Source organism: Flavobacterium kochi (assembly GCF_048286715.1).
Taxonomy (GTDB): domain Bacteria; phylum Bacteroidota; class Bacteroidia; order Flavobacteriales; family Flavobacteriaceae; genus Flavobacterium.
On the sequence record NZ_JBLVPW010000001.1, the window covers coordinates 1 to 20,042 of the forward strand.

At 36.0% G+C, this 20,042-nt stretch carries 19 protein-coding genes and 1 pseudogene; 15 read left to right on the forward strand and 5 right to left on the reverse strand.

What is annotated here, in order from left to right; genetic code table 11:
- The 3 genes from ACNQGH_RS00005 to ACNQGH_RS00015 form a co-directional block, all read right to left on the reverse strand.
- Positions 1 to 1,368: hypothetical protein (locus ACNQGH_RS00005; protein ID WP_417953938.1), on the reverse strand; the 1,368-nt coding region annotated here is incomplete at its 3' end.
- Between the two features lie 14 nt (positions 1,369 to 1,382).
- Positions 1,383 to 1,919: a hypothetical protein gene (locus tag ACNQGH_RS00010; protein ID WP_417953939.1), complete on the reverse strand. Its 537-nt coding sequence runs from the start codon at positions 1,917 to 1,919 to the stop codon at positions 1,383 to 1,385.
- Positions 1,920 to 4,254: 2,335 nt separating this feature from the next.
- The gene (locus ACNQGH_RS00015; RefSeq protein WP_417953940.1) at positions 4,255 to 4,854 is read right to left on the reverse strand and encodes a CPBP family intramembrane glutamic endopeptidase; all 600 of its coding nucleotides are present in this window, start codon (positions 4,852 to 4,854) and stop codon (positions 4,255 to 4,257) included.
- A gap of 11 nt (positions 4,855 to 4,865) precedes the next feature.
- On the opposite strand from ACNQGH_RS00015, the gene ACNQGH_RS00020 reads away from it, so the two are divergent.
- A complete protein-coding gene (locus ACNQGH_RS00020) occupies positions 4,866 to 5,297 on the forward strand; it encodes a universal stress protein (RefSeq protein WP_417953941.1) in 432 nt (143 codons plus the stop codon).
- Between the two features lie 44 nt (positions 5,298 to 5,341).
- On the opposite strand, the pseudogene ACNQGH_RS00025 reads toward ACNQGH_RS00020, so the two are convergent.
- Positions 5,342 to 5,611, reverse strand: a pseudogene (locus ACNQGH_RS00025) (tyrosine-type recombinase/integrase); the annotation flags it as partial.
- A 277-nt stretch (positions 5,612 to 5,888) separates the two neighbouring features.
- Here ACNQGH_RS00025 and ACNQGH_RS00030 point away from each other — a divergent pair.
- Positions 5,889 to 6,176, forward strand: a complete 288-nt coding sequence (locus ACNQGH_RS00030) for a hypothetical protein (RefSeq protein ID WP_417953942.1) — start codon at positions 5,889 to 5,891, stop codon at positions 6,174 to 6,176.
- Positions 6,177 to 6,276: 100 nt separating this feature from the next.
- On the opposite strand, the gene ACNQGH_RS00035 is transcribed toward ACNQGH_RS00030, so the two are convergent.
- Positions 6,277 to 7,944: an AraC family transcriptional regulator gene (locus ACNQGH_RS00035; protein WP_417953943.1), complete on the reverse strand. Its 1,668-nt coding sequence runs from the start codon at positions 7,942 to 7,944 to the stop codon at positions 6,277 to 6,279.
- Positions 7,945 to 8,436: 492 nt separating this feature from the next.
- Between ACNQGH_RS00035 and ACNQGH_RS00040 the strand changes: the two genes are divergently transcribed.
- The 13 genes from ACNQGH_RS00040 to ACNQGH_RS00100 all read left to right on the forward strand — a co-directional run bounded on the left by ACNQGH_RS00040 (position 8,437) and on the right by ACNQGH_RS00100 (position 20,038).
- Positions 8,437 to 9,033, forward strand: coding sequence for a hypothetical protein (locus ACNQGH_RS00040; protein ID WP_417953944.1), 597 nt, complete (start codon positions 8,437 to 8,439; stop codon positions 9,031 to 9,033).
- A 325-nt stretch (positions 9,034 to 9,358) separates the two neighbouring features.
- Positions 9,359 to 10,219, forward strand: a complete 861-nt coding sequence (locus ACNQGH_RS00045; RefSeq protein ID WP_417953945.1) for a helix-turn-helix domain-containing protein — start codon at positions 9,359 to 9,361, stop codon at positions 10,217 to 10,219.
- Between the two features lie 110 nt (positions 10,220 to 10,329).
- Complete coding sequence (locus ACNQGH_RS00050; RefSeq protein ID WP_417953946.1) at positions 10,330 to 11,535, forward strand: hypothetical protein; 1,206 nt, start codon at positions 10,330 to 10,332, stop codon at positions 11,533 to 11,535.
- A gap of 319 nt (positions 11,536 to 11,854) precedes the next feature.
- Complete coding sequence (locus tag ACNQGH_RS00055; protein WP_417953947.1) at positions 11,855 to 12,340, forward strand: hypothetical protein; 486 nt, start codon at positions 11,855 to 11,857, stop codon at positions 12,338 to 12,340.
- Positions 12,341 to 12,517: 177 nt separating this feature from the next.
- Complete coding sequence (locus tag ACNQGH_RS00060; protein WP_417954399.1) at positions 12,518 to 12,811, forward strand: DUF4134 domain-containing protein; 294 nt, start codon at positions 12,518 to 12,520, stop codon at positions 12,809 to 12,811.
- Between the two features lie 13 nt (positions 12,812 to 12,824).
- The gene (locus tag ACNQGH_RS00065) at positions 12,825 to 13,142 is read left to right on the forward strand and encodes a DUF4133 domain-containing protein (protein WP_417953948.1); all 318 of its coding nucleotides are present in this window, start codon (positions 12,825 to 12,827) and stop codon (positions 13,140 to 13,142) included.
- A 39-nt stretch (positions 13,143 to 13,181) separates the two neighbouring features.
- Positions 13,182 to 15,650, forward strand: a complete 2,469-nt coding sequence (locus ACNQGH_RS00070) for a TraG family conjugative transposon ATPase (RefSeq protein WP_417953949.1) — start codon at positions 13,182 to 13,184, stop codon at positions 15,648 to 15,650.
- Between the two features lie 59 nt (positions 15,651 to 15,709).
- Positions 15,710 to 16,411, forward strand: coding sequence for a conjugal transfer protein TraI (locus tag ACNQGH_RS00075; RefSeq protein ID WP_417953950.1), 702 nt, complete (start codon positions 15,710 to 15,712; stop codon positions 16,409 to 16,411).
- Between the two features lie 4 nt (positions 16,412 to 16,415).
- On the forward strand, positions 16,416 to 17,045 hold the full coding sequence (locus ACNQGH_RS00080; protein WP_417953951.1) for a hypothetical protein: 630 nt from the start codon (positions 16,416 to 16,418) through the stop codon (positions 17,043 to 17,045).
- A complete protein-coding gene (locus ACNQGH_RS00085) occupies positions 17,042 to 17,677 on the forward strand; it encodes a TerB family tellurite resistance protein (RefSeq protein ID WP_417953952.1) in 636 nt (211 codons plus the stop codon). The genes ACNQGH_RS00080 and ACNQGH_RS00085 overlap by 4 nt, the downstream gene beginning before the upstream one ends.
- A 144-nt stretch (positions 17,678 to 17,821) precedes the next feature.
- Positions 17,822 to 18,886, forward strand: coding sequence for a conjugative transposon protein TraJ (gene traJ, locus ACNQGH_RS00090; protein ID WP_417954400.1), 1,065 nt, complete (start codon positions 17,822 to 17,824; stop codon positions 18,884 to 18,886).
- A 19-nt stretch (positions 18,887 to 18,905) separates the two neighbouring features.
- Positions 18,906 to 19,526, forward strand: a complete 621-nt coding sequence (gene traK, locus ACNQGH_RS00095) for a conjugative transposon protein TraK (protein WP_417953953.1) — start codon at positions 18,906 to 18,908, stop codon at positions 19,524 to 19,526.
- 14 nt (positions 19,527 to 19,540) lie between these two features.
- Positions 19,541 to 20,038 carry a hypothetical protein gene (locus ACNQGH_RS00100; protein ID WP_417953954.1) on the forward strand — a complete coding sequence of 166 codons (498 nt, stop codon included), beginning with the start codon at positions 19,541 to 19,543 and terminating at the stop codon, positions 20,036 to 20,038.
- Positions 20,039 to 20,042: the final 4 nt, after the last annotated feature.

The following is a 20,042-nucleotide window of genomic DNA, read 5'->3' on the forward strand; positions in this document are numbered from 1 at the left end:
GAATGTCGGACTTACAGAACCACAATTATCGGTTGCTGTTGCTGTTCCAAGCGCTGCTCCAATGGCATCCGCTGTTGGGTTACAACCCAGAGTACCGTTTGTCGGTGTTCCGGTAGCGGTGATAACTGGGACCACTAAATCGGGAGTTACCGTAAAGATTCTTGTGCAAGTCTGAGTTGCTCCACAATCATTGGTTACTGTCCATGTAACGGTCGTAGATCCTCCACATTTATTTGGTGCTAAAGGAGTTACAGGATTCCTTGTTAATACAGGGTTAGTGCCACCACTTGTACTAAAAGTTGCAAGCCAGGCATTAAATTTTGCATTAATTTGATCTTGTGTCTGACAAGCCGCTTCAGTTACAGTTGTTGGGCAATTTAATATTACCGGATTTGAGGGAGGTTCTTGAATCGTAAGATTTGTTTCATCTTTACATCCTAGGTCATTACCCTCTACAGCAACTGTATAGTCACCAGCTACAAGATTTGGAAAGCTAACCGTTGTGAATGGCGTGAAAGGTATAACTACATCAGGAAACCCAACACGATGCAGGGTATATTTAAAAAACGAACTACCACTTGAAGTTGCATTAACTACAAGATTAGTAGTACCTCCAAAACATGTAATAGGAAGAAATGATGTTGTTACATCTACATCTGTTATTACGATAGAGGCACTACATTCAGAACTACCTCCCGGAGCATTAACACGTAAAAGACCCAGAATTTTCCCCGGGGTTGTTCCCGGAAATAATACTGCTGTTATAGTTCCTGAATTTGTAGCAGCATTATAAGCAAAAGCCGTATTAGATATAATCATTGCTCCATTTGTAGTGTTATCCGGTCCCGGAGGGAATGTTAAGATAAGCTCAGGAACAAGAGGTGTTGAAGATGCATTATAACCACTATTTGCAATTTCGACTGTAAACGTAAGATTTGTACCAAAACACGCTTTAAGGGGACCCACTATGTTACATGATGGTGGTGGTAAAAACACAAAATTAGCGATTTCAGCAGTTCCTGCAGCAGTAGTTACAAAAATCCTACCGCTCTCACCTGATGAAGACACTATAGCTGTTATAGTACTGGAATTCACAACGGTAAATGAAGTGGCCGGTTGTGTCCCAAATTTAACTGATGTAGCACCCGTAAAATTGGTTCCTGTAATGGTAACCGTTGCTCCCGTTTTGGCAGAAGCCGGCGAAAAACCTGTAATAGTAGGAGCTTGCGCATAAACCATCTGAACTGTTGTCATCAGTAAAAACAGCACCATCGAAAAGTATCCTAATTTATTATTCTTTTTTTTATTTGAATGATCGGGTCTTTTGTAACAGTCACCCAATTCTTCAATTTTGTTTGAAATTTCCATAATGTAAATTTTTATCATTTATAATTTAAATTTCGGCTTACGGTAACTGATTTAGTGCAGGTGCAAGATTTACTTGAACCTCCATTTAAACCAGGATTTGTGACTGTAAGTTTTATGGTAAAGCTTCCTCCTTTAGTACCTGCTTTCACCTGAATACTTGACGTGTCCTTACCTGAAACTATAGTGGCCTCGGGTACGTTTTTATCAATTTTCCAAGAATAAGCGGTATTAGGGCGAGAGTTAAAAACATCTGAATTGATGCTTATTGTGGTGCCTCCTCCAGGATCAAAATACCCCCTTAACGGACCTGACAGATTACAGGAAGGTTGTTGAGCATACAGAAAGCCTGTAAAAAGAAAAAGCATAACAAGTAAAAACATACTTGAAATAACATTTTTATTCTTAGAAGTTTCCTCAACAAAATATTTACTTGTGTGAGTCAGTGAATAATTCACTCGACTTAAACCCATTTTAAATCCATTTTCATCCGTAATCAAGACCTCCCGATTACTGAAAAACGCTAAAAAATTTAATAAAACCTGTTTTTTCATAATAATATTATTTTAAAGTTTTAAAACCACAGTATTAATTAAAAAGGAGAACAGTAGAAACAGGGATACAGAAAAATAGAATGTGTTTTTAATATCATATGTATCTGATACCATTGTTATTTAGGCAAGGTATGTCTACAGATACAGATGGAGGTAAAACACTAAAAGGAAATAACAAAAACACCCCTCAGCAGAATTCCGAAGTAAACAACAGTCAAAAGAACGACTTTTAGCAAAAAACTAAAATCATCGTCTTTCATTTTCCTAAAAAACACCCCTCAGAAGAATTCTGAAGTTTACTATCATCAAAAGAATATTTATGGCGAGAGCCATAAATATACTCTTTCATTTACCCAAATAACACCCTTCAAAAGGATTCTGAAGTTTACTATCATCAAAAGAATATTCTATTGTGGGGAACAATAACTAAATTCTTTTATCAACCACATAGTTGCTTAAAAAGCAACCCTAAAACTCTAATCTAAAACAATTAGCATTGAAATTAAAAAAATAGGATGAAACAAAAGTTTTTAGACTCGGGGAGAAAACTTGCAGAAAAACGAACATCCTCAAAAAAACAGCGCCAGGAGGAGGAGTAAAAAAAGGATCCGAAATGGAGAATCCTATAAAGTTGGCATAGGCATTGGCATCCACGCCAAAGTTGGCTTTGACAGCACCCGCCCCAACAAGCTGCCCATAGGAATTGGGTGTAAAACCAAACCCCTAAAAGGGGCAGTGTCCCATAAAAAAAGAGCTTTTTAGCAAACGTATCCGTCCAAAAAAAGCCCGAGAAGCCTGTGTTGAAATCGTAGGAAAAAGTGCGACAATACTTTTGTACATTTTGTATCGCATAAAAAATAAAATTTTTCATAATAATATGGTTTTAAGACCATAGTATCAATAAGAAAGCATCAGTAGCATTTAGGGTTTCGGAAATCCATAATGTGTTGTTGCATAGAATGTAGTTTTAATACCATAGATTAGAAATAACAGGAAGTCTACAGACTGGGACATTAAAATTAGAAAGACACAAACCACCCTCATAAAAAACATTTATGAAGTACTCCATCATTCAAAGGATATTTTATTGGGGCTAACAAAAAGATCTTTTTACTATCAGAAAGTTGCTAAATAAGCAATTTAAATCAAATACTTTTTGTTAAACCAAAGTTAGGCATTACAACAAAAATTAAAAAAAAACTAAAGCTAAACAAGACAACATTCTATTATATCTGACAACGAACATAGTTCGCTAAGAAAAGCTTTACAGCATTAAAATATTAGTACTAATAAACTTGTTAACTACCTGATTTACAATTAATTAATAATTATATTACTTAAATTTTGTTAATTAAAAAACAATGTTAAATGCAATAAATTACACCAATACTTTAATCATTTAATTGTATTTATACTGATTTTTTGATAACAGTTTTAGACGATTATTGATAATCTTAAATTATTTAAATTGATTCATTTTTTTTAGGGTTTCTGAAACATTATAAGAATTTTAAAATGTTAATTTTTATTCATCAGAAATATTGGGATAAACTGAAAAATAAAAGTAAAAAAACCACTTCATTGCAGAGGAATCTCCGTACAGTTATCCCACTCAATTTGTCATTCAGTTCCGTTTGTCATTTCAGAAATGACAAGTTTGAGGATGGCCGCCTTATCTGTTATTCCACACAGTTCACTCCGACGAAGGATGAATCTCCACACGACAATCCCACACAGTTAATCATTCCAATCCCGATGAATATCAGGAGAATAATCACTTTCCGGTTACATTCTTTGGTGTTTTTTCATTCTTTGTCAGGATTGACTAGTTTGAGGTGAAAGTTTGTAATAATGTCTAGTCCTGAAAATGGTCTCCCATATTTGTTCTATTCCACAGAAATTGTTTTTTATTTTAAACATCATTATATAATTTTGAAAAAAATAACCAAAGTACTATTGAAAAAATAATGACAGAAATATAAAGCAACAATAGTTTAAGGCTTTTAAATATGGGGGTTAATGATTCGTTAAAACCATGATTTACCATTATTATAGCAACAGTAAATTGTATCTTTGGCTGTGGTTTTGATTTATCACTTGAGTAAAACTATCTGAAAAGAAAAGCTGATTCAAATAGTCATTTCACACTTAAGGGTGTGAGTTGATAAACGGCAAATCAAAATCTACAATCGGAGGCCCTTTAAAAAGGCCTCCTTTTTTTCAAAAAACAAGCTCGCTTAAGAGGGCTTAAGCGAGCTTGTTTTTATGTCGTTTTGTATTTGATTTAGATTTTTAGAGCTGTTATTTAACGGTCCCCGCTATTAGTGACTATTAGTTAATTTTTTTTCTTCCTATAAAACAAAAGGATTCCCACAATTGAGACACTCATGACAAGGGCGAATCCCGTCAATGCAATATTTTCAGCCTGTGATTCTTGACCTTTTTCCACAATTTCTCGCCAAACCCCTGTATTGTTTTTAAATCCGAGTAGACATTGGTTAAAGTTCCAAGAAAAATAAAGTCCTAAAGGTAAGGCTAAGCCTCTTGTTTTTAGGGCGGCCAAACCAAATAAAATTCCTCCCAAACCGGATCTCAAAATGGACATTTTCCAAGACATTCCCGCAATTACATGTTCCATAACAAAAATAACTGTTATAATTGCTAAGGCGACCGGAGGTTTTAAAGAATAAGCCATGCTTCTTAATGAATAGGAACGGAAAGCCAATTCCTCTCTACATGCTACCAGGAAATAAAGAATCAGGGAAGTAATTATATTTACAGGTTGGTTATGCGAAGCCAAATAAAATTTTACGTCAGCAAAATTTGTTACAATAAGAGCTTGGATAAATACCATTAACATGCCAATTCCAAGACCACTTAAAAATCGTAAAAGGCTGCCATTATCAGCTATTAATCCAATATCTTTTAAAGGCAATTTTTTCCATCTTGCAAATAGATGGCTCTGCGCATAGCAAAGCAGCTGTTGATGAAGTTGCAAACAGACCATTTCCAGTGAATACTAAACTATGTATTGTTTCTGTTTATGAAAGAACGTCGCTAATAAATACTCTTGAGCCAATGGGAGTTTCACATGAGTATTATGCTGAAGTTGACCACAACGCTTTTAAAGTCGCAGAGAAAATTACGGAAAATGCAGCGAAAATTTTGCGTACAAAAAATCCAACTTTAATTGTAACTACAATGGTTATCGGAGGTTCTCCAAAAAGTGCAATACTCAAAGAAGCTGAAACATTCGATGCTGATTTAATTATCGTTGGTTCTCATGGTCATGGGGCCGTAGAAGGCTTTCTGCTTGGCTCAGTTTCCCAGGCGGTGGCATTACATGCAAAATGTCCTATGGAGATTGTACGTAAATAAAAAGGTCAGTTCTCTATCAATATTGCACAAATATGTTCTGATGTTTAATTGGAATTTACTTTTACTAATTCATTTGCGGGGCTTTTTGCGAGATTGAATTTGTTTCTTAAAATTATCATATCCTCACTTACTTTTTTATCTAATATTTTAGCATAATGCCGGGTAGTCTGTATGTTTTTATGTCCCAGCATTTTGCTTACGGTTTCAATTGGAATCCCATTGGTTAGTGTCACGGACGTTGCAAATGTATGTCTCGCCATGTGAAAGGTTAGTTCTTTTTTAATGTCACAAACAGCAGCTATTTCCTTTAGATAGGGCTGATTTATATTCTTGAACGATTAATATAAGAGAGAATACTGATTATCTCGGAAGATTTGATTCAAATATTGAAGAAAAACTCAACCCGTTGATTTTTGTGATTAAATCTTTCATTATATTTTATGTATTAAATTAGACAGCAAAACTAATAGTTTGTTTATTAAAGCAAAATAATTTGGGATTAAATTATCACTGTTTTACATTGCAGTAAATCCATTTGCTGTAAGATTTTTTATTAATACATTTGATCAAGAATTTATGAAATAAAATAATATGATGCTTACTAATATAGAAACCACTAAAATCGAAAGGATATTTTTTCTAATCCAGCCGAGTACTTTAAAATCAATACAAAGTTACAATCCCAGAAACGAATTTAGACAGTTTACAATAGTTGGTGTACAAATTTCTAAAAACAAACTGTATAATGCATTGTATATCAATATTGAAAACATTACACCTTGGCAACTGGAAACATTTGATTCAAAAGTAAAAAAAGAATTACCTGGAAAAGCCTTTATAGAACAACACGAAAATATCACTCGTTTAGGAATTCGTTAAAATGTAAATCTCAATAAAATCAAGACACTGTCCTGAAAAGTATTTAAGTTAATCTTTAAATAATCCAACACTAGAGATTCCAATTTTCAATTACAATTTATTACTCTTTTAAAAGTTCCTCAATAAAGTATGATGTTGGCATCTTGGCCCTTGAAAAAAAAGCAGTAGCAAAACGTTGTGTGCTACTAAACCCAACTTCTTCTGCCAGTGCTTTATTTGTATAATTTCTCATCAACTTATCTTCTTTCAATAAGACAATCAAATAATCCACTTTTAGGTCATTGAGATAATCAACAAATTTTTTATCTCGATAATGGGATATTATTTTTGAAATATACCTTGTGTTGGAATCAAAGGTTACTGCAAGCTTTGTCAGAGTCAAATCTTTTTCCAGAAATTTTTTATCCTTTTCAAATTTCTCCAATTGCTTTAAGACCGCTGCCACCGTGTCTTGATTTATGTCTTCTATTCCATTGGCTATATTTTTGGATTCAACTTTAATGGTAGCTTCACTTTTTTTCATCAATTCATCAAATCTTTGCTTATAGACTCTCTTGTTTCTAATATGTCTGTAGATAAGAAATAATACAGATAAAAATAAAAAGACTATCACACTTGTAAAAATGAAATCGTTATACTTTCTCTTATCGAGTATCTCTTCGATTTTTTTCTTCTGTGTCAGCAATTCTTTTGTGTCGTATTCTTTGTGAATTTTACTAGACAGATATTGGTATTTATAGTGTAAAATACTGTCTGCTTTAAGTAGTTTCCCAATATAGTAAAGTTGTAGATTCGGATTGTTTTTTGATTTAAAAAAGCTGATCAATAATTCATAGTTTTCACGAAGATCAGGACGAATGTATCCTTTATAATTAAAAATGGCATTTACTTTTTTGAAATATGCTATCGCCATTTGGGGATTCTTAAGATCCCAATAACTTTTTCCGATATAAAAATATCCAACAGCCTCATTTGCGAAATCCTTGTTTTTAAGTATGGTTGGTAGCGAATAGGTTATTTTTTTAATAGCTATGGTATAATTGCCTCGAAAATACTGATTAACTCCTTCAGAATAATTGAAGTACTCCTGCATTTCATCATTATTGAGTCTTCGCCCTTCTGCAATGCCTATCTCATTTATGTCCGTACATAACCCATAATTGCCCATGCGATTATAACACAAGCCAAGTGAATGAAGTGAATTTAAATAGCCTCTGGAATCGTCATTTTTAAAATAACCGATGCATTCCCCAAACAAAGAAATCGCCTCATCATAAAAACCAAGATAGTATTTAATATGTGCAATATTGTATTTCGTCTTATAGATCAAATACTTATCATTGGTTTTAGAAATAAAATTATTTGCGATAAGATAATTATCTAAAGCATAATTATGCTTTTTCTGGGCATAGTATACGATTCCCTTTGACAGATAGGCAGAGCCTATCAAAGCATTGTCCATCGATTTCTTCGCCGTATAGATCATACTGTCGGCATACACCAGTTTTAAATTTTCTGGTGAGCGACGTAAATAATTTTTATAGCCATTAACGATCTCCTGCGAATTTTTTTCTGATTTAGCTTTCGATAAAAAGGATTGCAGGTAAAGTGTCTCTTTAACAGGATCATTTGCTGATTCCTTTATCCGTTCAAAGAAATAATCATAATCCTTATTTCGAATCGTGTCAGGAATTTTAAAATGGATTTCCTGCGCGCAAATTTGATCTCCCCAGCAAAGAGAGAGCAAAAATAGATACTTTTTAATCATAGGTCAAATTAAAATGAGGGACAATTTCTTCGGAAAAACCTTTTTTGGAGCCCAGTAATCGGCTTATTAAAGAGCCTTAGGATATTTTGCTAGAAACTACCTCAAATATAACATAAACAATTAATAATGAGTGATTTTTTATCGAAAAACAGGGTATGGATTTTCAGAAAATCCATACCATAAATTATGAAAATCCATACACAATGTGTTGCGGGGTTGAAATTCGACTTCTAGATTTGCTTCGAATTCAAAAGCAAAAACATTTAGCATCGTGCTAAATTAAAGTTCTGCTTACCCGGGTGAAATGAACTGACTACAGAAGAAGTCGGACACATTTAACACATTTTAATCATGAAAAACATTTCATTAGGATTAGTGATTTTACCATTACTAATCGTCTCTTGTACCACTGACTCTATTGATAATACTGAAAGTATTAATGGCAAGGTTAGCAGCAAGAAATCAGAAAAATCAGCACGTTTGGTGCAAAACTTGACCCCAGAAAACCCGGCAAACATATATGACTTTGCGGGTAAGTTACATAATGACATCCTTGATATTTATTTGGCAGGTAATTATCAGTACAATACAATAGCACAAATCAGCCAGCAAGTCGAAGCCATCGCAGGGGAGAATAATGATTTAATACTCTTAAACTTAGGAACAAATCTGCCCATTAATCTTGAAGTAATACAAGAAATCGTAAATAATCCTCAGGCTAAACTAGACGAAGCTATCGCAAATTCTACAATGACAAACGCAGCAAAAGGTAGTCTTTCCAGTTTTATGAACGATGTGTTTTTATTGGAAAGCAACTCCTATGAGGAAATTTATCAATCCATAATTTCATATGAATCAGCTGTGATGACTAATCCTCAATTTAATAACGAGGATAAGAGAATTATCCTCACCACTTCATCTATAGTCCGGTATTCAGTCTATTATGATCTGCCTCGTAAAGATGAAGATTGGGATTCCTCTGTTGGTCATCGTGTCGGAGGACTTAGTGGTGCCATCGATAATTCATCTACTGCAGTAATCAGGTCACTTATAGCAGGGATTATGATAAATAATCTAGTAACGGAGTGATAATGCACCGTATCCTACTCATTGAAAAGGAAATAATATGCACGTTTAGCGTGTTTTTGATTCTCTTCAATCTCGTTAGTCTTTATTTCATCGTAGATCTATTATCCTACGATGAAATGATTGACTACCTCACAAATGGCGAGATAAAAAGTAGTAACCCACGGAAAATCGCCTACTTATTTTTTGTGGGTGGTATGTCAAATTTACTTTTTGTTTCAGTCTCATTGATGGCCGGATTACTTTCTAAGCATTCTCTCAAGCCACTTAAACCAAAGTAAAGTTTATTTAACTGATTGCAATTATAATTCTATAAAAGAGTATTGTTTTGGTAAGTAAAAATTCAAAATATCGCCATTTAGGTTTGCAAGTCTACATTTTTGAAAGCTTTACCTCTAAAATAGCTTTTAGTGAGCTACTTATGCTGGATCGTTTTTCTATACTGATCGTAAATTCGGGTTCTTTATCTATACAAATAAATAATAGAGGCGTTACCGTCTTCGAAAATGAGCTGTTAGTAGTTCCAATGCGAAGTCCATGTGAAATTTTGATTATGAGTGACCAATTGCAAATTTGCCTGCTCTCATTCACCCCAGAGTTTGCTTTTGAGAATAGTATTAGGAGACCTCATATTGGATATTTTGAATTTTTTATTACCAGATTATCGTCCAAAATCTTTCTCAAGAACAAAGATGTGGTATTACTTATTGATCTGTTTAAATTACTTAATAGTAAAGTACTGCGTTCCAGTATCCATATTTTTAAAAATGAGACAATCCTTTTTAGTTTTAATCTGTTACTGTATGAATTAGCAGGAATGTATCACAGATCCACTTGGCATATAGCGGCAAAACACACACAAAAGGAAAAACTGGTCATGCAATTTATTACCATTTTAGAAATGAATTGCAAAAAACAACATAGTGTAAAATTCTATGCGGATACATTACTAGTTACGACAGACCATCTTAGCAAAACTGTCAAACAAGTAACCGAAAAAACTGCTAAGCAATTTATTGAGCAGGCCATTATTCTGGAAGCAAAAATTTTGCTTCAAAACAACCATTTAACTATTTTATATATTACAGAAGAATTACAATTCAGCAATTCTTCTTTTTTTAGTACTTTTTTTAAAAGACATACCTCCCTGTCCCCTTCTGAATATCGTTTAAGATTAAATTTCCATTAAATACTACGCAATACATGTTTTGATCGGGTTATAAATGTTCTATAAGCATTGATTTAGAGTACTGTCGATCTACGATCGAGAGAAAGATTTACTAAGTAAAAGTAAAAAACATGACTCAAACCTATCTTTTAGAGTGGCTGGATTCGGTGGTGACATCGACCCTTAATCCAAGAAAAAACGATGTTAATCAAATTACATCAGTTCAATCAAAAACGATTATTGAAAAAGCTACCCAAGAAACACACTTGATCCAGTCACAAATTACAATTCAGGTTTTCTCCCTAACTAAAGAAAAGCAAATTAAGGTACTTGTTGGTAATTATCATTCCGCCTTTATAATCCTTTTGGATAATCTAATAGCAAATAATGATGCTATTAATCTTGAAACAGATGGACTAAAAGAGGTTACCAGTGCTTTACTTTCATGTCTGGACGAACTGCTCACATTCGTTGAATCGAGATTTGCTAACTTTTTAAGTCTGGATTCCAGAATGCCTGCGACCTACCTAGCCATTTCAAAAAAGAAAATAAAACAAAAGTTAGACAAACTAAAAAACAGTTTGATTTCTAATGTCAATGATGAAAAGGCTTTCGATATTGTTATTGCTAATCTGTATTCTTTCACCAACTCCAAAAAGAATAAAGAGGTCACTTTCCGGCAAGTGATGTACAGGAAGCAATTGATAAAAGAACTAGAGTCTTTGAAAATATTAAAGAAGGAAGAAAATATCCCTTCAGCATTAGAAGCCCTTTTGATTTATATGAACTTTAACAGCCGAACCTTCATCCGTTATTTTACACAGTCTCTAACCAACAAAATCAGTGTGTATGAAACTCCCACTGAAAAGATGGAGAACTTGTTGTTTTATTTTAAAGAATTCAATCAGATTCAAATCAAAGAGGACGTAATATTAAATCCACATCACCAAAATTTGAAAAAAGTTTTAGGCGATTGGTTCAAACAAGAAATTATTTTTCTTGAAAAACAACAGCATCTTTCCCTTACTCCATTGCAGAGTCTGAGCAAAAAACCATATAAAAGTACTTTGGTCAATAGAACCGAGGATAAAATTTTATGCAGATTATCAACCGATCAGACCGCACTTATCCTACGTGCTTCGAATGAGTTAAAAATTCTCATCTCGAAATCCATGAATCACGTCTTCAAAACAATAGTTCCATATTTGTCGACACCCAACAAGAATATACTTTCTTACGATTCCATGCGCAGCAAATCGTATGTGGCTGAAGAGCGAGACAAGGAATTGGCTATTGAAGCATTACAGCACATAATAAAAAAAATACAGTCGTACTAACTCCTCCTAAATTAATGCACGATTCATTTATTTTCTATCAAATTCGAAGCTGTTTGAAGAAACTAAATTAGCACTTCTAGTTGTTAAATCGAAGTTCTAAAATTTTATTTTCCTCTTTTTTCAAAAAAAATACCCCTTGATAGGTGCCGATTTTACTGAGAGTCCAAGGGATCCAGCTTGGGGTCCAACAAAAAGTTGGACTTGTAGCAATTTATTGTCTCTCGTTTCTTTGCCCTGTAATGATGAACATCCGGATTTGGAAAACTTTCCATTAAACGGATTGCAAAGAACTAATGTAGAACGATAAAATGAAGAAAGTATGTTTACAAACATTTCATGGGGCAATTATATAGTTGTAGTTGTCCTGCTATTGGCAAGTTGGTATTTATTTGTTGGATTGCGATTTTATTTTGATGACATCAAAGAAATCGTGACAGGAAAGCGGAAACTTCAATTCCGCAGATTAGGAAACACAAATTACCAAGAACCTCAATCCGAATTAAATTATCTGGATTTTGAAATCAATACATCGGAATCGGAATCTGTTGCATCGGATACTATCTTCCAGGAAGTAGATGGGCTAGTGAAACAATTAAAAAATGTGATTACCGATGCGACCCAAAGAAAGCTGATTAAACAGGAATTCCAGGATTATATGCGATTAGCTCTCACAGCATATCCATTGTTAAGGAATTCTCCTTACCGCTCCTCGGTCGACGAATTGATTGTTTCTGAATGCGAAAAACAGGGAGCTATACTTTTGAGTCAGCAGGAGGTGGAAGCCTTATGGGATGAAAAAAGCTAATACAAGATTGCGGAGGAAATGCCCCTGTCCGTCTCATGCGGTATGGTTTTAGGTGACAGGAAAGAGGTATTGAGACAGTGGTAAAACCTCCGCTTTTTTATCTAATTATTTGAATTTTTAAAATAATGTGTTATGAAAAAGTGTCTCTGGAATTTTAGAAAATTTATTAAACAAAAAATGGGTGTTACCACTATCGCTCTCCTAATGATGAGCCTCAATTATAAAGCCTATGCCCAAGATGGTGTTGCAGGAATTAATGAGGCCAATCAACTGGTGCGAAGCTATTTTGATGCAGGGACTGAACTAATGTATGCCGTTGGTGCCATATTGGGATTAATAGGTGCGGTCAAGGTGTATCAAAAATGGAATGCGGGTGATCCTGATACAGGAAAAGTGGCTGCCGCCTGGTTTGGCAGTTGCGTTTTTCTGGTTGTAGTTGCCACAGTAATTAAATCCTTCTTTGGTATTTAAACTCATAACAATCATGACAAATAGTGTATATCAAATCAACAAAGGAATTAACCAAAGCATAGAATTCCGGGGGTTAAAAGCACAATACATCTGGTATTTGGGTGGAGGTGTCATTGTCCTAATGATTCTGTTTGCTGCAATGTACATTGCAGGTTTGCCCTCAATAGTCTGTGTAGGAATTATTGGCGTTTCAGGAGCATTATGGGTTTTAAAAACATACAAGATGAGCCAAAAATACGGAGAACATGGTATGATGAAAGCTATAGCAAAACGACAGGTTCCTAAAGCGATCAAGTTCCAAAGCAGGAAAATTTTCAAAATGCAAAAATAGCATTTTGTTAAAATTACTAACAGGTAAATAAAAATGAAGATGGAAAAGATGATAGATGATATTTTACCGATTATGGATGTTGAGCACGACTGCATCCTGTCCAAACAGGGTGACGTGACCGTAGCATTCAAGGCAGAACTGCCTGAGATATTTACCTTGTCGGATCAGGAGTATGAAGCATTCCACCAAACTTGGCTGAAGGCAATAAAATTACTTCCTAAGTTCAGTGTATTCCATAAACAGGATTGGTTTATCGACAGCAAGTTTCAACCGGACTTTACCAATGAGGACAATAGTTTCCTGACCTGTAGTAGTGAGCGTTTTTTTAATGAACGTCCCTTTCTGGATCATTCGTGCTACATTTTCCTGACCAAAAAACCGGCAGGAAGAAAGACTTCCAGTTCCTTATTTTCTAATTTACTCCGGACTTCAATAGTTCCGGAAGAAACATTGAAAGCGCAACTCCGTCAGGAATTTATTGACAGTACCGGACAATTTGCACGAATCTTAGAAGACAGTGGTTTTGTAAAATTGACACGCCTTGGCAATGATGAACTGCGAAGCCATAGCAGAAAGATTGGGATTATAGAACGGTACTGCTTTTTGTCTGAAAAAGAAAATTCGTTTGTTTTTAAAGATATCGCTTTCAATGACGGGCTACAGGTTGGCGACAAACATTGCCAAATTTACACACTGGGTGATGCAGCTGACCTGCCCGCACTTTGCGGTTCCAGAATTAATTATGACCGATATTCCACGGATAAGACCAAGTTTAGTATTGGTTTTGCCTCAACGCTGGGTCAATTGCTTTCCTGCAACCACATTTACAACCAGTATATTTTTATAGAGGATTTCCAAAAAACGTTGCAGAAACTGGAAAGCAAAAGATTGCGATTACAGTCCTTATCCGCGTATAGCAGAGAAAATCTGATTGCACGTGATGCCACTAATGATTTTCTTAATGAGGCTATCAGCCAGCAACGGTTGCCTGTCAAGGCACATTTTAATGTTTTGGTCTGGACTGACGATAAAGAGGAACTGAAAGACCTGAAGAACAAAGTTTCTTCCGCACTGGCGCAGATGGATGCGGCCGCTAAACAGGAAACTGTAGGTGCTGCACAAATTTTTTGGGCGGGAATTCCAGGAAACTCGGCAGACTTTCCAATGAATGACACCTTTGATACGTTCGCAGAACAAGCCACCTGCTTTCTGAATTTAGAAACGGGTTATCGTTCTTCCCTTAGTCCAATTGGAATCCGACTAGGAGACCGTTTGACGGGAAAACCAGTTCATGTGGATATCAGTGATGAACCAGTTAAGATGGGTATTTGTACCAACCGAAACAAATTTATACTGGGCCCTTCAGGGAGCGGAAAATCCTTTTTCACCAATCATATGGTCAGAAGCTACTATGAGCAGGGAACACATATTGTTCTTGTCGATGTCGGACACAGTTACAAAGGATTGTGTGATATGGTGGGTGGTTATTATTTCACCTATGATGAAAAAAATCCGATCCGGTTCAACCCATTTTATATCAGCGAGGGCGACACACTGGATACAGAGAAAAAAGAAAGTATCAAAACATTGCTACTGGCTTTATGGAAAAAGGACAATGAAACATTCAATAGAAGTGAATATGTGGCATTATCCAATGCGTTACAACTCTATTATGAAAAGCTCGACGACAATCCCGATTTGTTTCCCTGCTTCAATACTTTTTACGATTTTCTGAAAGGCGATTTTGTAAAAATATTGGAAGGAGACAAGGTTAAGGAAAAGGATTTTGATGTGAATAATTTTCTGTACGTACTTCGTCCTTATTATCAGGGAGGTGAATTTGATTACCTGCTCAATGCTACCGAAAATCTCGAACTATTGAAAGAACGATTTATTGTATTTGAACTGGATAACATAAAGGATCATCCGATACTTTTTCCAGTCGTGACTATCATCATTATGGAGGTTTTCATCAGTAAGATGCGCAAGCTTAAAGGTGTCCGTAAAATGATTCTTATTGAAGAAGCCTGGAAAGCCATTGCCAAAGAAGGGATGGCCGAATACATTAAATATCTATTCAAGACGGTGCGAAAATTCTTTGGCGAGGCAATAGTGGTGACACAAGAAGTAGAGGATATCATTTCTTCTCCAATAGTGAAGCAAGCCATTATCAATAACAGTGATTGTAAAATATTGCTAGATCAGAGTAAGTACCAAAATAAATTTGAGCAAATTCAGGAATTACTTGGACTTACAGAAAAGGAAAAGGCCTTAGTACTGTCAGTTAACAAGGCTAACGACCCTGATAAGAAGTACAAGGAAGTATTCATTTCCTTGGGTGGAATGCAATCTAAAGTATACCGCACCGAAGTATCCCTTGAAGAATACCTCGCCTACACCACTGAAGAAACTGAAAAAGTAAAAGTGCAAGCTTACGCTAAAAAATTTGATGGCGACATCAAAAAAGGGATAGCGGCACTGGCTAATGATTTGCGGGCGCAGGCTTGAGGATGAAAGTTGAATAACATCCCAGAATAAATAAGAAACGCACACTAAAATACAGAATTATGAAAGCAAAGAAAAAAATGATGGTTTGCCTGCTGTGCCTGTTACTCCTAAGCACTCCTGCAAGACCGGCAGCAACCGTTGCGGCTTTTCCAATAATTGGATTGATTAAAGAGGCAGTAAAGAAAGTCATATTAGCAATTGATCTGCGGATCCAAAGGCTGCAAAACAAAACGATATGGTTGCAGAATGCCCAGAAGAAATTGGAAAATATACTCTCAAAATTAAAACTGGATGAGATATCAAATTGGACCCAGAAGCAAAAAGACTTATACAAAAATTACTATGATGAACTGATGAAGGTCAAATCCATCATTACCTATTACCAGCGAATCAGGGACATCACCCAAAAGCAGGTACGTCTTGTGCATGAGTACGAAAGGGCTTGGAGCCTATTTCAGCAAGACAATCATTTTAATGTGGACGAATTGGTCTATATGCAAAAAGTATACTCAGGCATATTGAATAAAAGCATGAAAAATATTGATCAGATCTTTTTAATCCTTGATTCATTTACCACACAGATGAGCGATGCCAAAAGACTTGAAATCATTAATAACGCAGCGGATCATATTGATGCCAACTACGATGATCTTATGTTGTTCAATAGGCAAAATGTACTCTTAAGCTTGCAGAGAGCGAAAACAAAAAATGACGTGGATGCTGTTAAGAAATTTTATGGAATTCCATTCTTAAAACCTTAAAGTCATGAAAAAAATAGTTCTATTCCTGCTTTTTGCAGGATTCTTAAATGGAAACATTTACGCGCAGGCAAAGCAAAGCCAAGTGCTCCTGAAACAAATTTCGGCCCTTCAAATCTACATAGGCTATGCCCAAAAAGGGTATTCCATTGCTAAAAAAGGACTCAATACCATAGGAGATTTCAAACGTGGAGAATTTAATCTTCACACTGATTATTTCAATTCGCTCAAAACAGTTAACCCGAAAATAAAAAAGTATGCAAGGATTGCTGAAATTATAGCCCTTCAGCTAAAGATTATAAAAAGTTACGGTACCATTTACCGGCAAGTCCAACAAGATGATTTATTCCACGGGGATGAAGTGGATTATATCAAACGGGTATTCAATCGTCTAATTGAAAATTGTGACGACAATTTAGAGGAACTCATCACAATTGTAACAGACGGGCAGCTCGAAATGAAAGATGATGAGCGAATGAAACGAATCGATGCAATCTATCAGAACATGCTGGAAAACCACACTTTTTGTGAGAGTTTCAGTAATCAAACCAAATTGACATCCCTCTCAAAAACTAAAGATACTAAAGATGTAAAAACTAGCCGTGCCTTGCGTGGCATTAACACTGATTTACCATGAAAAAAATACTAATTATGGGAATTGTGCTTGTTGGTTTATTGTTACCGTCGAAGGTAACAGCCCAAGCACAAGAAATGCAGCAATTGATTTTAAACATAGAAAAGCTTGCCCAATTCAGGCAAATTCTCAAGGACATGAAAAAGGGCTATGAAATTCTTAATGGTGGTTATAATACGGTAAAAAAAATATCTCAGGGAAACTTTAGCCTTCATGAAATATTCCTTGATGCGCTCATGCAGGTAAGTCCAACGATTCGAAATTACAGACGTGTTGGTGATATCGTCAACTATCAGGTGCTTTTGGTAAAGGAATACAAGGCTGCATTTAGGCGTTTCAAAAACAGTGAAAATTTCAATCCCGATGAGAATGCCTATCTCGAAAGGGTGTACAATAATCTTTTTAAGCAGAGCCTTAGAAATATTGACGAGCTCACCACTGTCATTACCGCTAACAAAATGCGAATGTCCGATGATGAACGACTGGCATCCATTGATAAAATTTATACTGATATGCAGGATAAGCTTTTGTTCCTGCGAAGCTTCAACAACAACACTTCGGTGTTAGCGATACAACGTGCAAAAGAGCGTAATGATGTGAATGCAATGCGTAACATTTACAAAGTAAATAACTAAATACCCACTCACATGATAAAGATAAATAAGGCGGCATTTTTTGCTGTCCTAGGGATTGCATTGCCCTTTACGAGCCATGCACAAGGGCTGGCAGACGACATGAATAGTCTGCATGGTGTATTGGAACAATTGTATGACGAGATGATGCCTTTATGCAGTAATCTGTTGGGAGTTGGGCAGGGAATCGCTGGCTTTGCAGCTATTTGGTATATTGCCTCCAGAGTTTGGAGGCATATAGCAAGCGCAGAACCGATAGACTTCTACCCGCTGTTTCGTCCATTTGTGATCGGATTCTGCATTATGATTTTTCCTTCGGTTTTGTACATGATTAATGGGGTTATGAAACCTACCGTTACGGCCACTGCCGCGATGGTTGAAGGATCGAACAAAGCGATTGAAGTACTGCTTCAACAAAAAGAAAATGCGCTAAAGAGTACCGATCCTTGGCAGATGTATGTTGGGGCTGATGGAAACGGTGATCGTGACCGATGGTACAAGTATACTCATGATGATGCCGATCCTCAAGGGGAAGGAGCATTTTCCAGCATTGGGAACGACATCAAGTTTGCCATGTCCAAAGCATCTTATAATTTTCGCAACTCTGTAAAAGAATGGATGAGCGAAGTATTACGCGTGCTTTTTGAAGCCGCTTCACTTTGTATCGATACACTTCGAACTTTTCAACTAGTGGTGCTGTCTGTTTTAGGTCCGCTCGTTTTTGGTATATCGGTCTTCGATGGTTTCCAACATACGCTGACCGTCTGGCTGGCACGCTACATCAATATTTACTTATGGCTTCCTGTAGCCAATATATTTGGCAGTATCATCGGCAAGATACAGGAGAACATGTTAAAAATTGACATAGCACAGGCCAATGATTATGGAGATACCTTCTTTAGCAGGACGGATATAGCGTATCTGGTATTTATGATTATCGGTATTGTGGGCTATTTTACTGTTCCCTCAGTGGCTAATTACATTGTTCACGCAGGCGGTGGCGGGGCTTTAGGCCAAAAAGTGACCACTATCTTCAGCAACTCCACAAATTCAGCAGTTAACACCGCATCTGCTGGTGCAGGAATGGTAGTGGATGCGATGGGCAATGCCGCTGGACGCATGTCCCAAAGTATGTCTGGTTCGGGTGCTTCGGCTCCTTACTTCAAGGATAAGGATAGCTACATGGGCGATAAGTTAAAAGGCAATTCATAATCCTTAAAAAGAAAATATCATGTTTAGCAAAATGAAAAATATTGACACCGCCTTTCGGCATGTACGCGGCTTTACCATGTTAATGATAGGTGGTTGTATTGTAATCTGCTGCTTTGCCCTTTACAAGAGTTTCAGTCTAGTATCACAAATGCAAGATAAGGTCTATATACTGGCCAATGGAAAAGCATTGGAAGCCTATGCCTCGGACAGGAAAGACAATATACCCGTTGAAGCCCGAGATCATGTAAAGACCTTCCATAAGTTATTCTTTACCCTTGATCCGGATGATAAAGTCATCAAAACCAATGTCACCAAGGCACTTTATCTTGCTGATGACAGTGCAAAACGGATCTATGATGATTTAAAAGAAAATGGGTATTACGCTGGTATCATATCAGGTAATATCAGCCAGACCATACAGGTTGACAGCGTGACAATTAACATTAATACCTATCCCTATCAATTCCGGTGTTATGCTATCCAAAATATTACCAGAACTACCAGCATTACATACCGAAACTTGATAACGGAAGGGAATCTTCGTAATGTATCTCGTAGTGATAACAATCCACATGGATTTTTGATTGAACGGTGGAACACAATCGAGAATCGTGATTTAAGTACCGAAAACAGAAAATAATAAAACTACAAATCATGAAATTCACTTTTAAAAAAAACAATAAAAATAGTCCTGCTGAGGCAGATAGTTTCAAGAGTAGTTTATTACAAAGATTTGATGAAGCAAATCTACGATTACAATATAAGTGCGCCCAATGGTTAGAGCGCAAGACAGCACATTTATCACGTAAAAGTTGGATTATCATCCTGTTCTGTTTTACAGTGTTTACAGGCGGTTGTAGCATTTACCTGATTGTGAATAGCTTTTCAGGGAATACAACTAAAAGCATAGCTGTAACTCCGATTACCAGACCAACCAATGTGGTAGCATTTGAAGAAAAATCCATCCAGCTAAATGTAGCCATCAGTAAAACCGAATTTGAAAAAATTGTCCGCTTTCGCAGGTATATGGATAGCCTCGGTCGCAGTCCCACAGGAAAAAAACTATATGACAGTATTCTGCACTATCGCCCCGGACTTCTGGACAGTATCACCATAGTAGAACAGTATTATCACTCACAATTTAAAAATTAATATC

Excerpts from the sequence above, each read along its gene's own strand:
- ACNQGH_RS00080 (WP_417953951.1), top strand. The coding sequence starts at position 16,416 with ATGAAAAAAATAGTTCTATTCCTGCTTTTTGCAGGATTCTTAAATGGA.
- ACNQGH_RS00085 (WP_417953952.1), top strand. The coding sequence starts at position 17,042 with ATGAAAAAAATACTAATTATGGGAATTGTGCTTGTTGGTTTATTGTTA.
- ACNQGH_RS00065 (WP_417953948.1), top strand. The coding sequence starts at position 12,825 with ATGACAAATAGTGTATATCAAATCAACAAAGGAATTAACCAAAGCATA.
- ACNQGH_RS00070 (WP_417953949.1), top strand. The coding sequence starts at position 13,182 with ATGGAAAAGATGATAGATGATATTTTACCGATTATGGATGTTGAGCAC.
- ACNQGH_RS00010 (WP_417953939.1), bottom strand. The coding sequence starts at position 1,919 with ATGAAAAAACAGGTTTTATTAAATTTTTTAGCGTTTTTCAGTAATCGG.
- ACNQGH_RS00060 (WP_417954399.1), top strand. The coding sequence starts at position 12,518 with ATGGGTGTTACCACTATCGCTCTCCTAATGATGAGCCTCAATTATAAA.
- traJ (WP_417954400.1), top strand. The coding sequence starts at position 17,822 with ATGCCTTTATGCAGTAATCTGTTGGGAGTTGGGCAGGGAATCGCTGGC.
- ACNQGH_RS00030 (WP_417953942.1), top strand. The coding sequence starts at position 5,889 with ATGATGCTTACTAATATAGAAACCACTAAAATCGAAAGGATATTTTTT.
- ACNQGH_RS00055 (WP_417953947.1), top strand. The coding sequence starts at position 11,855 with ATGTTTACAAACATTTCATGGGGCAATTATATAGTTGTAGTTGTCCTG.
- ACNQGH_RS00035 (WP_417953943.1), bottom strand. The coding sequence starts at position 7,944 with ATGATTAAAAAGTATCTATTTTTGCTCTCTCTTTGCTGGGGAGATCAA.
- ACNQGH_RS00075 (WP_417953950.1), top strand. The coding sequence starts at position 15,710 with ATGAAAGCAAAGAAAAAAATGATGGTTTGCCTGCTGTGCCTGTTACTC.
- ACNQGH_RS00100 (WP_417953954.1), top strand. The coding sequence starts at position 19,541 with ATGAAATTCACTTTTAAAAAAAACAATAAAAATAGTCCTGCTGAGGCA.
- ACNQGH_RS00050 (WP_417953946.1), top strand. The coding sequence starts at position 10,330 with ATGACTCAAACCTATCTTTTAGAGTGGCTGGATTCGGTGGTGACATCG.
- traK (WP_417953953.1), top strand. The coding sequence starts at position 18,906 with ATGTTTAGCAAAATGAAAAATATTGACACCGCCTTTCGGCATGTACGC.